This window comes from Kineococcus endophyticus (assembly GCF_040796495.1).
GTDB lineage: Bacteria > Actinomycetota > Actinomycetes > Actinomycetales > Kineococcaceae > Kineococcus > Kineococcus endophyticus.
Window position 1 is genome coordinate 248,685 of the sequence record NZ_JBFNQN010000001.1, and the last position, 13,684, is coordinate 262,368.

General features: G+C 71.1%; 20 protein-coding genes. 7 read left to right on the forward strand and 13 right to left on the reverse strand.

Annotated features, from left to right (window positions below; all coding sequences use genetic code 11):
* The first annotated feature begins 11 nt into the window (after window positions 1-11).
* Window positions 12-449 carry a GvpU-like protein gene (locus AB1207_RS01190; RefSeq protein WP_367635940.1) on the forward strand — a complete coding sequence of 146 codons (438 nt, stop codon included), beginning with the start codon at window positions 12-14 and terminating at the stop codon, window positions 447-449.
* A 169-nt stretch (window positions 450-618) separates the two neighbouring features.
* Here AB1207_RS01190 and AB1207_RS01195 read toward each other — a convergent pair whose 3' ends face one another.
* From AB1207_RS01195 to AB1207_RS01210, 4 genes are all read right to left on the reverse strand, one after another.
* Complete coding sequence (locus AB1207_RS01195) at window positions 619-1,140, reverse strand: GNAT family N-acetyltransferase (RefSeq protein WP_367635941.1); 522 nt, start codon at window positions 1,138-1,140, stop codon at window positions 619-621.
* Between the two features lie 34 nt (window positions 1,141-1,174).
* Window positions 1,175-1,393 carry a hypothetical protein gene (locus AB1207_RS01200; RefSeq protein WP_367635942.1) on the reverse strand — a complete coding sequence of 73 codons (219 nt, stop codon included), beginning with the start codon at window positions 1,391-1,393 and terminating at the stop codon, window positions 1,175-1,177.
* A 350-nt stretch (window positions 1,394-1,743) separates the two neighbouring features.
* A complete protein-coding gene (locus tag AB1207_RS01205; protein WP_367635943.1) occupies window positions 1,744-2,130 on the reverse strand; it encodes a hypothetical protein in 387 nt (128 codons plus the stop codon).
* 571 nt (window positions 2,131-2,701) lie between these two features.
* On the reverse strand, window positions 2,702-3,163 hold the full coding sequence (locus AB1207_RS01210) for a hypothetical protein (RefSeq protein WP_367635944.1): 462 nt from the start codon (window positions 3,161-3,163) through the stop codon (window positions 2,702-2,704).
* A 150-nt stretch (window positions 3,164-3,313) separates the two neighbouring features.
* On the opposite strand from AB1207_RS01210, the gene AB1207_RS01215 reads away from it, so the two are divergent.
* Window positions 3,314-4,303, forward strand: a complete 990-nt coding sequence (locus AB1207_RS01215; RefSeq protein WP_367635945.1) for an excisionase family DNA-binding protein — start codon at window positions 3,314-3,316, stop codon at window positions 4,301-4,303.
* A gap of 112 nt (window positions 4,304-4,415) precedes the next feature.
* Window positions 4,416-4,673, forward strand: coding sequence for a helix-turn-helix domain-containing protein (locus AB1207_RS01220; protein ID WP_367635946.1), 258 nt, complete (start codon window positions 4,416-4,418; stop codon window positions 4,671-4,673).
* Window positions 4,674-4,683: 10 nt separating this feature from the next.
* Here AB1207_RS01220 and AB1207_RS01225 read toward each other — a convergent pair whose 3' ends face one another.
* The 5 genes from AB1207_RS01225 to AB1207_RS01245 form a co-directional block, all read right to left on the reverse strand.
* Window positions 4,684-4,878: a hypothetical protein gene (locus AB1207_RS01225; RefSeq protein WP_367635947.1), complete on the reverse strand. Its 195-nt coding sequence runs from the start codon at window positions 4,876-4,878 to the stop codon at window positions 4,684-4,686.
* A complete protein-coding gene (locus AB1207_RS01230) occupies window positions 4,875-5,210 on the reverse strand; it encodes a DUF6907 domain-containing protein (RefSeq protein WP_367635948.1) in 336 nt (111 codons plus the stop codon). Before AB1207_RS01230 ends, AB1207_RS01225 begins: the two co-directional genes overlap by 4 nt.
* 80 nt (window positions 5,211-5,290) lie before the next feature.
* On the reverse strand, window positions 5,291-5,491 hold the full coding sequence (locus tag AB1207_RS01235) for a hypothetical protein (RefSeq protein ID WP_367635949.1): 201 nt from the start codon (window positions 5,489-5,491) through the stop codon (window positions 5,291-5,293).
* A gap of 320 nt (window positions 5,492-5,811) precedes the next feature.
* On the reverse strand, window positions 5,812-6,276 hold the full coding sequence (locus tag AB1207_RS01240) for a hypothetical protein (RefSeq protein ID WP_367635950.1): 465 nt from the start codon (window positions 6,274-6,276) through the stop codon (window positions 5,812-5,814).
* Window positions 6,277-6,313: 37 nt separating this feature from the next.
* Window positions 6,314-6,856, reverse strand: coding sequence for a DUF6083 domain-containing protein (locus AB1207_RS01245; RefSeq protein WP_367635951.1), 543 nt, complete (start codon window positions 6,854-6,856; stop codon window positions 6,314-6,316).
* A 138-nt stretch (window positions 6,857-6,994) separates the two neighbouring features.
* Between AB1207_RS01245 and AB1207_RS01250 the strand changes: the two genes are divergently transcribed.
* Window positions 6,995-7,744: a DUF4328 domain-containing protein gene (locus AB1207_RS01250; RefSeq protein ID WP_367635952.1), complete on the forward strand. Its 750-nt coding sequence runs from the start codon at window positions 6,995-6,997 to the stop codon at window positions 7,742-7,744.
* Window positions 7,745-7,769: 25 nt separating this feature from the next.
* On the opposite strand, the gene AB1207_RS01255 is transcribed toward AB1207_RS01250, so the two are convergent.
* The 4 genes from AB1207_RS01255 to map form a co-directional block, all read right to left on the reverse strand.
* Complete coding sequence (locus AB1207_RS01255; protein WP_367636142.1) at window positions 7,770-8,768, reverse strand: LLM class F420-dependent oxidoreductase; 999 nt, start codon at window positions 8,766-8,768, stop codon at window positions 7,770-7,772.
* Between the two features lie 91 nt (window positions 8,769-8,859).
* Entirely contained in the window at window positions 8,860-9,627 is a 768-nt protein-coding gene (gene ppgK, locus AB1207_RS01260) for a polyphosphate--glucose phosphotransferase (RefSeq protein ID WP_367636143.1), read from the reverse strand.
* Between the two features lie 97 nt (window positions 9,628-9,724).
* Window positions 9,725-9,937: a PspC domain-containing protein gene (locus AB1207_RS01265; protein WP_437178849.1), complete on the reverse strand. Its 213-nt coding sequence runs from the start codon at window positions 9,935-9,937 to the stop codon at window positions 9,725-9,727.
* 134 nt (window positions 9,938-10,071) lie between these two features.
* On the reverse strand, window positions 10,072-10,950 hold the full coding sequence (gene map, locus AB1207_RS01270) for a type I methionyl aminopeptidase (RefSeq protein ID WP_367635954.1): 879 nt from the start codon (window positions 10,948-10,950) through the stop codon (window positions 10,072-10,074).
* An 83-nt stretch (window positions 10,951-11,033) separates the two neighbouring features.
* Between map and AB1207_RS01275 the strand changes: the two genes are divergently transcribed.
* From AB1207_RS01275 to AB1207_RS01285, 3 genes are all read left to right on the forward strand, one after another.
* On the forward strand, window positions 11,034-11,216 hold the full coding sequence (locus tag AB1207_RS01275; protein ID WP_367635955.1) for an SPOR domain-containing protein: 183 nt from the start codon (window positions 11,034-11,036) through the stop codon (window positions 11,214-11,216).
* Window positions 11,217-11,473: 257 nt separating this feature from the next.
* A complete protein-coding gene (locus tag AB1207_RS01280; RefSeq protein WP_367635956.1) occupies window positions 11,474-12,742 on the forward strand; it encodes a toxic anion resistance protein in 1,269 nt (422 codons plus the stop codon).
* Window positions 12,743-12,747: 5 nt separating this feature from the next.
* Window positions 12,748-13,683 (forward strand): hypothetical protein, encoded by a 936-nt coding sequence (locus tag AB1207_RS01285; RefSeq protein WP_367635957.1) that lies wholly within the window; start codon window positions 12,748-12,750, stop codon window positions 13,681-13,683.
* The last annotated feature ends 1 nt before the right edge of the window (window position 13,684 follow it).

Sequence of the window (13,684 nt, forward strand, 5' to 3'; positions counted from 1 at the left end):
GCCTGCGCGCCATGACGCGCTCCACAGCAGACCCCGCCCTCGTCGCCCTCGTGCGCACAGCCCAGGAGCAGGACTTTCCTGCGGCCGTCACGCTGGTAACCGCCGGCGGCACGGTCAGCGGTGCACTCATCGGCCGTGATGAGTGGGTCGGCAAGTTCTTCGAGCGCTCCGACGCTGGTGAGGGCAGCGAGCCGATCCTTGACGCCCTGCGAGAAGCCTTCGCCGCCGAGGACACCGCTGGCGGGCCGGATGAACCCATCCAGTACGCCTTCATCCACCTCGAGGGTGCTCGCGTCCACGGCCACGGGCCGGACCTGGAGAACCCCGAGCCCGACGGTCTGCGGGCCCTGTGGCGTGGCCGGGTCGATCAGGTCGTGGGCTGGTCCATCGGGTCCCCGTCCGGGCCGCCGACCGAGCAGGAACCGGTCTTCGACAGCTTCCTGGACTGACCGACCAGCAGGAGTAGCGTTGTGGCTGTCCCTCGGGTCAGGGCGTAGTTAGAGGGGGTCGGCGCCGAGCGCCGACCCCCTCGTCATTCCACGCTCGCCACGAACGGCGACGGCACCCCCGCCCCCTGCACAGAGCGAGGGTGGGGGGGGCAATCGCTTGCCTGCGACATCAAGCGACGTAGAAGTCCCTGCTGTATGCCACGTGTCCGTCGGGGAGATCCTGGTCGTCGACTGCTACGAAGCGCATCCGCTCAAGTGCTGTGATCATGTCAAGGTTGGTGGCCCGCACGAACCCGGTGACCGAGACGGCAGGCGCCCCGGCCGACAGTGCGTTCACGCCAGCAAACTCCGTGACCCCCTCAATGAGGGCTCCAGCTACACCTTGCTGCCGATGCGTGAGTGCGACCCCCAGAGCAGGCATGAAGACCTCAGAGGGGTCACCGCGAGTCCGCCAGAGCGCCGCACCGACGATGGCGCCGGAGGTATCGTCGACTGCGACAACACGGCTCTCCCCAGGCCAGAGTTGAGGCGCCTTCAGCAGCGACTGGGCCTGGTACTCCCACTCGCGGCCGTCCCAGTAGACGTAGCGCTTCTGGGTGCGGTGGTATTTTCGGGGCGGCGTGCAGGTGAAGCCCTCAAGTGCGACCCGGTCCGTCTTGCGGTACTCCCGGACGGTCCAGTCGCGGCTCACAGCGAGGGCCGCGGTCGTCTTCGACCGCTGGCCTTCACCGGAAGCAGGCCTGAAGCGCCCTGACGGTCTGGCGCCCACGCTGGCCGTCGTAAGCCGCCAGGTTGCGCTCGAACAGCTCCCGCGCGCGGGCGGCAGCGAGCGCCTCGCCGTAGGGACCCTCCGGGCCCTCCGACTCGTCCACAAGGTCCGGGTCGTAGTCGACGACGCCGGCGCCGTTGGACGTCCAGGCGTGCGTCACGAGTACCTTCGACATGATCGACCTCCCCACGCGACCGTCAAGATGCTGAGCACACTACCCATCGCTCGGCGCGATCGGCACCCAGGTTGAGGAAAGTCAAGCGAACGGACGCGAAAGCCTCACCTTGCGAAGGAGCATCTTGCCCGCAGGAGTGATGCTCGCACTCAACGGCAGCTCGCCCCGAGGCCACCAGTGCGCTTCCAAGAGCTCTCGTCGGTTCAGACTCCGATAAACGGCATTGACCGCCGGCGCGGACTCCGGCTCCTCAAGCACAACCCCGTCCCGCGCGAGCTCTAGCACCCGCCGCTCTAGCCCACTGAGGGCCACTTCGGCACCTCCCCATGGGCCGCCCGGGCGTGAGGGCGTCATGCCGGGGTGCACAGGAGCCATCCGTCCTTGAGTCCGCCCGGTCCTCGGCGGAGCCAGCCGTTCTCCCGGAGCCATTGGGTGCGCTTCTGCCAGACGCGGTCACCGACGCCGGCATCCCGGGCGAGGTGGATGGCAGTCCGGCCAGCAGCCACCCGGCCCTGGGCGTCGGCGGCCGCGGCGAGCGCTCTTGCCACGGCGCTCATCGACTCGCGGGCCGGTGTCCGGAACTGCTCGCGAGGGACGACACGGACCGCGGCCTCGACGGACACCACCCAGCCGGAGACGGTCGTCGACGGGCAGCGGGTATCGATCGTCGTTGGGCTTGCGATCTCGGTCATGACCATCTGATCGGCCGCCTCCAGCAGGTCCTGGACTGGCCTCACCCGTCGAGAGGCCAAGCACCCCGCGCCCAGTGCGCAGATGGCGGACCTGTCCCTACCTGGAGCCCCCGCTACCCCATCGCGTTAGCGGGGGCCAGTCGCTATGTCACGCCAGACCGAGCAGGACTTCTAGACCGAGGGGCGTCATGGACGCTCGAGCACACACTTGGACACCTGACCTCGTGACGAATGCTACGTCGACCAGGATTCCCAGCTCCTGCAGTCGCAGGTAGGCATCACGGATCGCGGCCTCGGACCCCGCTTGCGAGTAGCGGTCCCCTCGTGCCTCGTGTTGGAGGATCGCGCGTTCGAGGTCGGACAGCTCAATCATTCGATCTCCCTCGTTGACGTTCTGGGCGGCGGTGGCCGTCTTACCCGACAGTGCCCGAGCCGTTGCGTGCGCGCGGGGACTTCAGCCTTCTCACACACTGAGTTCGTGCCCGAGTAGCGCGTCGTCCTGGCGTCCCACCTAGGCATCCCGCTGGTCCAAGACCACGTCATCGCCGTCCACGGCATGGGCCCCAACCGGTGGAGCATGTGGCGGGTCTGGGTGCAGACCTGCAGCCCGGCAGCGTCAGGGAGTCGCCGCCAGTCGGCACACCGCAGACGTCGCGTTGTAGTCCGCCACGTCCGTCTTGATCTTCTCGGCGTCGATCGTCAGGAACTTGTCTGTTGCCGCCTGCATCGCGTCCGCGTCTAGGTCGCTGAACGCCTGGATCACCTCGCCAGCCACACTCAACGCGTTCCCGGACGAACGGATCACATCCTCGGAGGTGTCCAAGGAGTCGATGCACGCCGTCGGGACGTAGGGCTTGGCGGTCGTCTCACGCTCGACGGTCTGGGTCACGGTCACGGTGGGGGTCGGCTGAGGAGCGGGCGCTGCAGTGTCTGCGTCAGCGCTGCTCGACCCGCCCCCAGCAGCCAGCCCGACCAGGAACGTCGCCGCGAAGCCGACGCCGATGAGGATCCGCTTGTTCGTCCGCTTGCGGCCGGCCAACTGCTCCGGGGTGAGCTGAGTCTTCTCGAGCTTGGCCATCACGGTCTCCTGTGAGGTGGGTGGGTCGCTACTGAGCGTCACACAAGGCATCGGTGATCGGTCACGGAACGTCACAGGTCGCTTGACCCCCTTTCGAGGGTGGAGGGAGCGCCCCTCGACGTGCCGCGCTGACGCTGGCAGCCTGCCGTTGTGACCGACGACCGCGACGATGCGCTGGCGGCCCTCACCGAGCAGGTCACCCGCCTCACTGAGCAGATCGGGCTCCTGGTCGGACATCTGCAGATGTCAGGCGTCGCGGGGGAGACAGGTGCGCCGGGGGCACGGACGTACTCGATCGCCGAGGCAGCCGACCGACTGGGAGTCACCGAGTCGCAGCTGCGCACCGACGTGCGCCAACGCCGCGTCCCCTACCTGCGAGTGGGCAAGAGCTACCGCTTCACCAACGAACAGCTGCAAGAGATCACCCAGATCTGGACGGTGGCGGTCATCCCGGACGCGCCGAACCGATGGGGACGCAAGCGGCGACCGCAGGACGAGGAAGCTCGACGGTGGGCCCATCACCGCGGCGAGCCGATGCCGGTGCCGCAGGCCCGACGGGCTGCGACGAGACCCACACAGACCCCAAGACAGTTGAGCCCCACAGACACCCCCATCGAGAAGTCCCCACAGGTGCTCCGGTTCATCGCCGAGCACGGCGACCGCCCGCACATGCGCATCGTCTGCCCCGGGGTGGGGGTGTCCGTGGTGTCGCCCCCCGGTGACGCCTTCTACTGCCCATCGTGCGGCGAGCGCAGCGGGGCTCGCGCCGACCCCAGAAAGTCGGGCCACTACATGGCGTTCCGGCACATCAGGTACGTCCTCGCGGACAGTGAAGAGGCTAGGACCGGACGACCGTGGCCAGGTAGCACGTCGCCAGGCAAGAAGGCGGCGGCCCGTCAGCAGAGTTCACTGCCTCTGGTGAACCTACCTACACGCGTTCCGACCGTTACTGTCCGGTGTCCCGGCAGTGGTAAGTCGGTGCAGCTCGACAAGCCCACCCCGCCCCGCTGCCCGTCCTGCAAGCGAGACGATCTCGAGGTGCCCCGGTTCACGCCGTCCAAGTCGTTCGGGCTCGTCCCCGCCCACGGCAAGACCGTCCCCGCCGACAGTAGGGAAGCGGCCCTCCCTGTGTGGGAGTAGTCGCGCGATGGATGACCGCGCTCTCGGCAGCTTCTGCCGCTGAGGGTCCGGACTGTGCCGCCTCCGGCGCGGCGTCCCGCCCAAGCCGCGAGCCGGAAGCGACGGTGGCGGCATGGACGACGAGACGGTCAATGCGCCCCAGCCTCTCCTCAACTGCGCTGATGTCGCAGCTCAGCTCGGCGTCACCGCCACCTGGGTCCGCGACCAGGCCCGCGCCGGTCGCATCGACCACCGCAAGATCGGCAAGAACTACCGCTTCACCCAGGACGACGTCGACACCCTCGTCGCCAAGTCCCACGTCGTCGGGCGCGACCCCTACCAGCTGTCCGCCCGCCAGGTCGCCGCCATCAACCGCGGCCGACGAACCTGACGAGCGGTGGTCACCGCCAGCGCCAGCCCATGACGCCGTTGACGACGTTCACGGCGACGAGCATCGCGGCCGGCGCCCACACCGCCCCCTCCCGCAGCGCCACGGTCAGCAGGTAGGCGCCACTCATGGCGCCCAGCACTGAGCAGGCCACCGCGAGGTAGGGCCAGCGGTTGCGCCTCTGCTGAGGGACCTCGAGGGCGGTCACCGGGCCGCCTTGATGTCGTCGCAGGTCATCAGGAGCGTCATCGCCAGCACGCGCGCCTCCGCGGGCGTCATGGCCACCACACCGTTCTCCGTGGCGGCCAAGGTCAGCCAGACGTGCGGCTCGTTCTCGTCGACGTCGTGGCCGGCGCGGAACTCCACGATCGGGAAGTGGGCCCCGTCGGCGTCGACGGTCACGTAGTCCGCGGTGGCGGGGACGCGCAGCCAGCGGCCCTTGAAGGCGCCCTGCTCGCAGTTGTCGTCGTGAGCGCACCACGGCGGGCACTCCGTCCGGGTGACAGTCAGTTCAGCTGCAGTGGTCGTGGGACGATCCATCTTGGGTCACTCCTGTGCTCAGACACGGGTGGGATCAAGGCCCTCGAGGAGCGTTGGCGCGCTGCTCGGGGGCCGTCTTGCTATCGGGTCAGGTACGCCTCGATCTCCTCGATCGTGACGCCGCCCTCCCCGCCGTAGACGACCTCGTCGCCCCGCTTCAGCCAGCATCGGCCGAAGTCCAAGGCTCGGGGGTCGCGTCGACGGTTCTTGATGATCGTGAGCCCCTGCCGGCTGGCTGCTCGGCGTAGCCGGTTGTCCCGGACCTTGGGGTTCTCGCTCACGACTCAATGATGCTCCGCGTGATGCTCCGCGTCAAGCCCTACGGTGCGGCCAGTCCGCAGCCAGTCCGCAGGAGGTCCGCAAGCCGTCGCAAACGACCAACGACACCCAACGGCATCGGTGCAGGTCAGAGTGCTGACGGGGGCATCGCTGCAGGTCAGCGAACCGTGCTCACTCTCTCCGGCTTACAGGCCGGCTCGTCCCCTTCCCGACCTCGCGGGCGTGCAGGAACGCTGCAGCCATCCGCCTGGACGGGCTCCGCAACCGGCGTGTCGCGCCCCGCGGAGGCCATGGGTGCAGCGTTCCTGCACACCTCGCCGGATCACGCGTGGCAGAACGTCTCCTGCACCGCGGCGACGACGGCGCGGGTCTGCTCGTCGGTGAGCTGGGGCCCGCCGTCTGCCCCGAACAGCGACCCGGCGCTGCTCGACAGCGACGTCGCGTCGTCGCCGCCGGCGAGGAGGCGGCACAGCTCGGCGGCGGCCGCGACGGCCTTGTCCCGGTCGTCGGCCACGCCGGGGGAGATGGTGCTGAGCTGGGCAGCGAGCTCGGTGGTTTGGCCGGCGTCGGGGCTGGCGGTGATCGTCGTCGAGGGCACGTCGGCCGCCGGCGCGCCCTGGGACGGTGCGGGCTGCGTCTCCACCGCAGTGGGGGCGTCACCGGCCGCACTGGCCGTGGAGGACTGGTCGGCCTGCGCCTCCTCGGTGTCCTGGCCGGAGTTGCGGGAGCAGCCCGTGACGAGGACGAGGGCGGCCACGCAGAGCGTGAGGGTGGCGGTGGTGCGCATGCCGGTCTTCTTCCCCGTCCCGAACGCTCGAACCCCCTCAGAGGTCGACGGCGGGCGGGCGCACGTGGGCGTGCCAGAGCCGCGCGAGCCGCGGGTTGTCCGGCACGGGGTGGGCGGGGCACACCACGTCGTGCAGCACCCGCGCGCCGAGGGCGTCCTCGTCGGGCGCGTCGTCGGCGGGGACGGCGCGCCCGTCGCGCACCTCCCAGCGGTCGGCCGCGGGCACGCTCTCGGCGAGCACGGGTTCCTTGGCCAGCCGCACGGGGGCGCCGTCGGCGCCGGGGTAGCGGTGCACGAGGTGGCCGCAGTACCGGCAGTCCTCCTCGGCGTACGGCCGCTGCTCGGCGCGCCGCTGCAGGCGCCGCACGTGCTCCAGGACGGCCGACGTCTGCTGGCCCAGCGTCGGCGGCAGGTCCCCGCCCTCGACGGGGACGGTGACGGGCCGCACCGCCGGGCGGGGGGCGAACTTCTCGCGGCAGGCCGCGCAGACGGCGACCTCGACGCCGAGGCGTTCGCTGACGACGACCTGCGCCTCCTCGCCGGCGGCTCCGCAGAAGGCGCACACGTCCGGACCACCCACGGGGATAGTCTGCCGCGACCGCCCACGCGGGTGACGCCGAGGGCCGAACGGGTGCAGCGCGCGTCGGACGACGGACCCTGCGGTCACGGCCGCCCCACAGTGGGATCACGGGCACCGGGCCCGACGAGGGGGAGGACCGTGGTGGACGACGGGCAGTTCGGGACAGGCGTGCACCGACGGGCGGCCGAGGTCCCGTTCTTCGCGCCGCCCGCGGGGGAGTTCACCGCCACGGCCGGCGCACCGGTCCCGAGGTTCGGTGCTTCGCAGCCCGTCGCTTCGGCACCGCCCGCGAACTGGCCGCCGGCCCGCACCACCCCGGTGCCCCTTGAACCCGTCGCGGGACTCGGGTCGGCCGCCGTCGTGCTGGCGTCCGTGGTGACCGGGGCGACGCTGCTCACGGGGCTGGTCACCGTCGCGGCCGACCGCAGCCTGGCCGCAGCCGTCGTCGGCGGTCTGGGCTCGGTGGCGACCGCGGGTCTGCTGCTGGCGAACTGGATCGTCGTCGCCCTCTGGCTGGGCCGCGCCCGGCGCAACGCCGTCCGCCTGGCCCCGTCCGCGGTGCAGCGCCGGCACCCGGCGTGGGCGTGGTTCGGCTGGATCGTCCCCGTGGCCCTGCTGTTCGTCCCGTTCCAGCTCGTGCACGACGTCTGGACGGCGTGCCGCGACCGCGTCCGGAACGTCCCCGCCCCGCGCCTGCGGACGTGGTGGGGGTTGTGGCTGTCGGGCGCTGCGGCTTCGAACGCCGCCTCCAGGCTCGCCGGCGACGCGTCGTCCGCGACGGTCGCCGGACTGCTGCTGGTGTCCGCGTTCCTCCTCGCGGGCGCAGCCGTCACCTTCGCCGGTGTCGTGCGCGCCGTCGGTGCGGCGCAGGCGGTCTCCCCGCGCTGACGGACGTCAGCGCGGGGAAGCGCGGTCAGCCCGCGAGGAGCGCGGGCACGACCTCCCGCTCGAACAGTTCCAGGCCGGAGGTGTCGGTCGCGAGCTCGGGGAAGTAGAAGTTCGCGTGCCCCAGGCCGGCGGCCAGGAGGGGGCGGAGCTTCTCGACGATCTGCTCGGGGGTCCCGACGCCCACCGCGGAGGACGAGAAACCCCCCACCTCGCGCTCGGCGGCCTCGGCGCTGACGTACTGCTCCAGCGAAGCCTTCCGGGCGGCGATGCGGTCGGCGACCTCCTTCTCGTCCCGGCCGATCGCGACGCCGTAGTCGGCGGTGCGGGTGATCGTGGAGAAGTCCCGGCCGACGTCCTCGCAGTGCCCGCGCAGGACCTCGGACTTGTGCCGGAACGTCTCCAGCGATCCGTCGAAGTTCGTGTGCGTCGCGTACTTCGCCGCCGTCTTCAGCGTCTTGCGCTCCCCGCCGCCCGCGATCCACAGCGGGATCCCGCCGGCCTGCACGGGCAGCGGCCGGTTGATGGCGCCGGACGTCTGGTAGTGCTTGCCCTCGAACGTGGAGACGCCCTCGGTCCAGAGCTGGCGCATGATCTGCACGCCCTCGTCGAGGCGCGCGAGGCGTTCACCGGCCGAGGGGAACCCGTAGCCGTAGGCGAGCCACTCGTGCTCGTACCAACCGGCGCCGATGCCCATGTTGAGACGGCCGCCGGAGATGACGTCCACGGTCGTCGCGACCTTGGCGAGGTAGGCGGGGTTGCGGTAGCTCATGCAGGAGCACATCTGCCCCAACCGGATCCGCCGCGTGGAGGCGGCGAACGCGGCCATGAGCGACCAGGCCTCGTGCGTGGCCTGGTCGGTGGGTTCGGGAACGGTGTGGAAGTGGTCGTAGACCCAGATCGAGTCCCAGACGTCGCCCTCGTCGGCGTGGCGGGCGAGCCCGCTCATCACGCTCCAGTGGTCGACCGGGTCCACCTGGACGAGGTCGTGCTTCCAGCCCTGCGGCAGGAAGAGTCCGAACGTCAGCCGCGGCGTCGCGTCAGTCATGCGGCGACCCTAGTGCGCCCGGGTCACCACCGGAAGCACCCGTTCCAACGTTGGAGGAACGGGTCCCGGATCAGTCTGCGAGTTCGGCCGCCAGCATCGCCGCACCGATGATCCCGGCGTCGTTGCGCAGCTGCGCGGGGACGATGGGGGCCCGCAGGTCAAGGTGCGGCAGGAACTTCTCGTGCTTCTTGCTGACGCCGCCACCGACGACGATGAGGTCCGGCCACAGCAGGTCCTCGACGTGGGAGTAGTAGCGCTGCAACCGCTTCGCCCACTGCGACCACGACAGGTCGTGCCGCTCGCGGGCCGAGTCCGCCGCCTTCTTCTCGGCGTCGTGCCCGTCGATCTCGAGGTGCCCGAGTTCGGTGTTCGGCACGAGCCGGCCGTCGACGAACAGCGCGCTGCCGATGCCCGTGCCCAGCGTCGTGACGAGCACGACCCCCCGCACCCCCTTGCCGGCGCCGAAGGTGACCTCGGCGTACCCGGCGGCGTCGGCGTCGTTCACCACGAACACCTTGCGGCCCAGGGTCTCGGAGAACAACGTGCCGGCGTCGGTGCCGATCCAGGACTTGTCGACGTTGGCCGCCGTCCGCGCGATCCCGTGCTGGATGACGGCCGGGAACGTGATGCCCACCGGGGTGTCGGCCGGCACGTCGAAACCCGAGATGACCTCGGCCACGACGGGGGCGACGGCGGCCGGGGTCGAGGGCTGGGGCGTCTCCTGCCGCACGCGCTCGGCCGCGAAGGCGCCGCCGGCGAGGTCGACCGGGGCGGCCTTGATGCCGGACCCGCCGATGTCGACGCCCAACCCGGTCGTGCGTCCGGACTCCCGGACCACCGTGGTGCTGGGACGGGCCTGCGGAGTGCTGCTCGGCTGCTCGGTCTCGCTCACGAGCCCGGAGCCTAGGGCGAGCAGCGCTCCGCGGCCACGCGGCTCACCGGCCGTAGCCCCCCGAGGAGCCCGCGCCGTACCCGCCGGTGTCCTTGGGCAGCACGATCCACAGCACGACGTAGACGATGAACTGCGGTCCCGGCAGCAGGCACGACACGAGGAACAGCAGGCGCACGACGTTGGGCGACAGCCCGAAGCGGCGGGCGAGACCGGCGCAGACGCCGGCGATCAGCTTGCCGTGGGTCGGGCGGGACAGGACGGGGGAGCTCACGGGTCCTCCTCGGGGTGAACGGGTGGCGGCGGCTGCCGTCGGGAGGCACAACGCTCGAGCACCGCGCCGTGTCCCGCACCCGGGGAGGATCTTCGCGGGGGCGCCGTCCGACCGGGGGACTACGGCAGCGTGAGGATCTCCGCCCCGGTCTCGGTCACGACGATCGTGTGCTCGAACTGCGCGGTGCGCCGACGGTCCTTGGTGACGACCGTCCAGCCGTCCTCCCACATGTCCCACTCGTGGGTGCCCAGCGTCAGCATCGGCTCGATGGTGAAGACCATGCCGGGCTCCATCACCGTCGCGTGCTGGGGGGCCGCGTCGTAGTGCGGGACGACGAGGCCGGAGTGGAACGCCGGCCCGACCCCGTGCCCGGTGAAGTCGCGCACGACGCCGTAGCCGAAGCGCGCGGCGTACTTCTCGATGACCCGGCCGACGACGTTGATCGCCCGTCCGGGCGCAACGGCCTTGATGGCGCGCATCGTCGCCTCGCGGGTGCGCTCGACCAGCAGGCGCGACTCCTCGTCGACGTCGCCGCACAGGAACGTGGCGTTGTTGTCCCCGTGCATGCCGTCGAGGTACGCGGTGACGTCGATGTTGACGATGTCGCCGTCGGCCAGCACGGTCGAGTCGGGGATCCCGTGGCAGATGACCTCGTTGAGGCTGCTGCACAACGCCTTCGGGAAGCCGCGGTACCCCAGCGTCGAGGGGTAGGCGCCGTGGTCGCAGAGGAACTCGTGGCCGATGCGGTCCAGCTCGTCCGTCGTCGTGCCGGGCGCGACGTGCTCGCCGACGAGGGCCAGGGCCTGCGCCGCGAGCTGGGAGGACCGGCGGATCCGCTCGACGCCCTCGAGGTCGATGACGTGCGAGCCGGTGTACTGCGCGGGCGCGGGACGGTCGACGTACTCGGGCCGCGCGATGCTCGCCGGGACCGGCCGGCGCGGGGAGATCGTGCCGGGCTCCAGCGTGCCCAGCGGTGCGGTGGAGGTCCCGGTGCTCATGGGGGGCGAGTCTAGGTCCGGCTCCCGGGGCGCCCGTGCGCTGCCGGGGCGCGACCGCGGGGGCGACGCGCCAGGATGCGTGCATGAGCACGCAGTGGTTCTACGACACGAGCACCGGCCAGGTGCAGGAGCTGGAGCACAAGGGGCAGCAGAAGGACCTGCTGGGCCCCTACGCCACGCGCGAGGAGGCCGAGCAGGCCCTCGAGCGGGCGAAGGCGCGCACCGAGGAGAACGACCGGCGCGACCGCGAGGAGGACGACTGGTGACGCCGTGACGGGACGTGCGGGTCGGGGAGGTCCCTGAGCGGGACCTCGGGGACTTCCCGCACGTCGACCCGGAGACCGCGACGACCGGCGTACGGGGCGTCACGACCTCTCCACCGAGGGGTGGATGCCCACCGGCGCCGGGTCGGCGAGGATCGGACGACCGCCCACGGCGACGCCGGGAGGGACCGACCTAGGATCGGTCCACGCCCGGGGGAGGCGCGGGTGGCACGCAGATCGAGGACGAGGGGAACCGCCTGATGTCGGAGTCGCTGGACCTGAGCAAGCCGCTGAACCCGCCGGCCGGGGCGAGCGCGCCCGCCGCGACGACGTCGGACCTGCAGCTCACCCCGCCCGCGCCCGTGCCCGTCGTCGCCGACGACACCGCCGAGGGGATGATCCCGCTCGACGAGGCGACCAAGGTGGAGCTGAACCGCAAGGCGCAGGCGTTCGTCGCCGACCTCGCGGCCCAGGACCCCCGCAGCCCGGCCTTCCAGAAGAAGGTCGACGACATCACGCGCATGGGCGAGCAGGAGGTCCGCTCCTCCGCGCAGGTCTCCAACCGCATGCTCGAACGTCCGCAGTCCAGCCTCGCGGGTGCCAAGGGTCAGAAGGCTTCCGGGCCGGGCGCCGACGCGCAGGTGAAGGTCGCGAACACCCTGCTCGAACTGCGGCAGACGGTCACCGACCTCGACCCCGGCCGGGCCGACCTGCGGGGCGCGAAGAAGCTCCTCGGGGTCATCCCGTTCGGGAACAAGATCCAGCGGTACTTCGAGCGGTACCAGGACGCCCAGTCCCAGCTCGACGCCATCATCAAGGCCCTGGCGAGCGGTCAGGACGAACTGCGCAAGGACAACGCGTCCATCGAGTCCGAGAAGCAGAACCTCTGGACGACGATGGGCAAGCTCACCGAGTACGCCACGCTGGCCAAGGCGCTCGACGCCGCGACGGTCGCCAAGATCGACGAACTGCGCATCAGCAACCCGCAGGCCGCCGACGCGCTGACCTCCGACGCACTGTTCCCCATCCGGCAGCGACACCAGGACCTGCTGACCCAGCTGGCCGTCAGCGTGCAGGGGTACCTGGCGCTGGACCTGGTGCGCAAGAACAACATCGAACTCATCAAGGGTGTCGACCGGGCGCAGACCACGACCGTCGCCGCGTTGCGGACCGCGGTCATCGTCGCGCAGGCGCTGGCAAACCAGAAGCTGGTGCTCGACCAGATCAACGCCCTCAACACGACGACGAACCAGATGATCCTCTCGACGTCGGAGATGCTCAAGCAGCAGACCGGCCAGATCCACCAGCAGGCCTCCACCGCGATGGTCGACGTCGCCACGTTGCAGAAGGCGTTCGACAACGTGTTCGCGACGATGGACGCCATCGACACGTTCAAGCAGCAGGCCGTCGTCAGCATGGCCAGCACCGTCGACGCCCTCGAGGGTCAGGTGCACCGCTCGCGGTCCTACCTCGAGCGGGCCCGCAACGGTGAGCAGGGCGCCGGTCCGGCGCTGGAAGGCCCCCGGTGAGTTCGGTGGCCCCACCCCGTGGGGAGGCCGACCGGCGACCGTCCCGCGCGCTGCGGCGCGCGGCCGTCGAGGGCCGGGTCGTCCGTCGTGGTGGGCCCCGGGGCGACCGCAGGAGTGGGTCCTCGCGGGCCGTCGCCCCGCCCGAGGTCGTCTCGCGCAGGTTGCGCAGCCGGACGTGGCGCGCGGCGAACTCGTGGTGGCTCGCCATCCCGGCCGTCGGGCTGCAGTGGTTGTCGTTCCTCTACATGGGCCTGCGTGGCCGCCGCCCGCTCTGGGTGCTGTCGGCCCTCGGCTACTTCGCGGCCAACGGGGCCGCCTTCACCCTCCTGTCGAGGGAGGCGTTGCTGTGGAACGTGCTCGGCGGGCTGCTGCTCGCGGGCACCTGGGGTCTGGGACTGGTGCACTCGGTCATGGCGAACTCGACGTGGTTGCGGCTCAAGGCGGCCTTCACGGGGGAGGAACTCACCCCGGCCCCGGCCCCGGCGCCCGCTCCGGTGGAAACCCCCGTGCCCGCGGATCCCGTGGTCGCGCTGCAGGACCGCCTGCGGGACGTCGTGCGCACCGCCAACCGCAACGGGGGCCGGTTGCCCGACGGCGCCGTCCCGGCCGTGCGCGAGGTCGAGGACGTCCTCAAGCCGCTGCTCGCGCACGTGGCCAAGCGGGGTGCGGACGTCGAGGAGCTGCACAACCTCGAGGCCATCGTCACCGAGTACCTGCCCGGAGCGCTCGAGCACTACCTCGACCTTCCCGAGGAGTACGCCCTCACCAACCGCGGTCCGGGCGGGACGACGCCGGCCGAGGAGCTCGTCGCCCAGCTGCGCCTGCTGGTGGACGGTGCGAAGGACCTGCAGCGCGCCGTGTACGACCAGGACGCGCGCAAGCTGGCGGTGCAGGGACGCTTCCTGGACGCCAAGTTCCGCCGCAGCGACCTGGACCTGTAGG

What these genes read in the sequence shown, in the direction of transcription:
- AB1207_RS01190 (WP_367635940.1), top strand. Translation starts at nt 12, where the DNA reads ATGACGCGCTCCACAGCAGACCCCGCCCTCGTCGCCCTCGTGCGCACA.
- AB1207_RS01200 (WP_367635942.1), bottom strand. Translation starts at nt 1,393, where the DNA reads ATGTCGAAGGTACTCGTGACGCACGCCTGGACGTCCAACGGCGCCGGC.
- AB1207_RS01210 (WP_367635944.1), bottom strand. Translation starts at nt 3,163, where the DNA reads ATGGCCAAGCTCGAGAAGACTCAGCTCACCCCGGAGCAGTTGGCCGGC.
- AB1207_RS01220 (WP_367635946.1), top strand. Translation starts at nt 4,416, where the DNA reads ATGGACGACGAGACGGTCAATGCGCCCCAGCCTCTCCTCAACTGCGCT.
- AB1207_RS01230 (WP_367635948.1), bottom strand. Translation starts at nt 5,210, where the DNA reads ATGGATCGTCCCACGACCACTGCAGCTGAACTGACTGTCACCCGGACG.
- AB1207_RS01240 (WP_367635950.1), bottom strand. Translation starts at nt 6,276, where the DNA reads ATGCGCACCACCGCCACCCTCACGCTCTGCGTGGCCGCCCTCGTCCTC.
- map (WP_367635954.1), bottom strand. Translation starts at nt 10,950, where the DNA reads ATGAGCACCGGGACCTCCACCGCACCGCTGGGCACGCTGGAGCCCGGC.
- AB1207_RS01275 (WP_367635955.1), top strand. Translation starts at nt 11,034, where the DNA reads ATGAGCACGCAGTGGTTCTACGACACGAGCACCGGCCAGGTGCAGGAG.
- AB1207_RS01280 (WP_367635956.1), top strand. Translation starts at nt 11,474, where the DNA reads ATGTCGGAGTCGCTGGACCTGAGCAAGCCGCTGAACCCGCCGGCCGGG.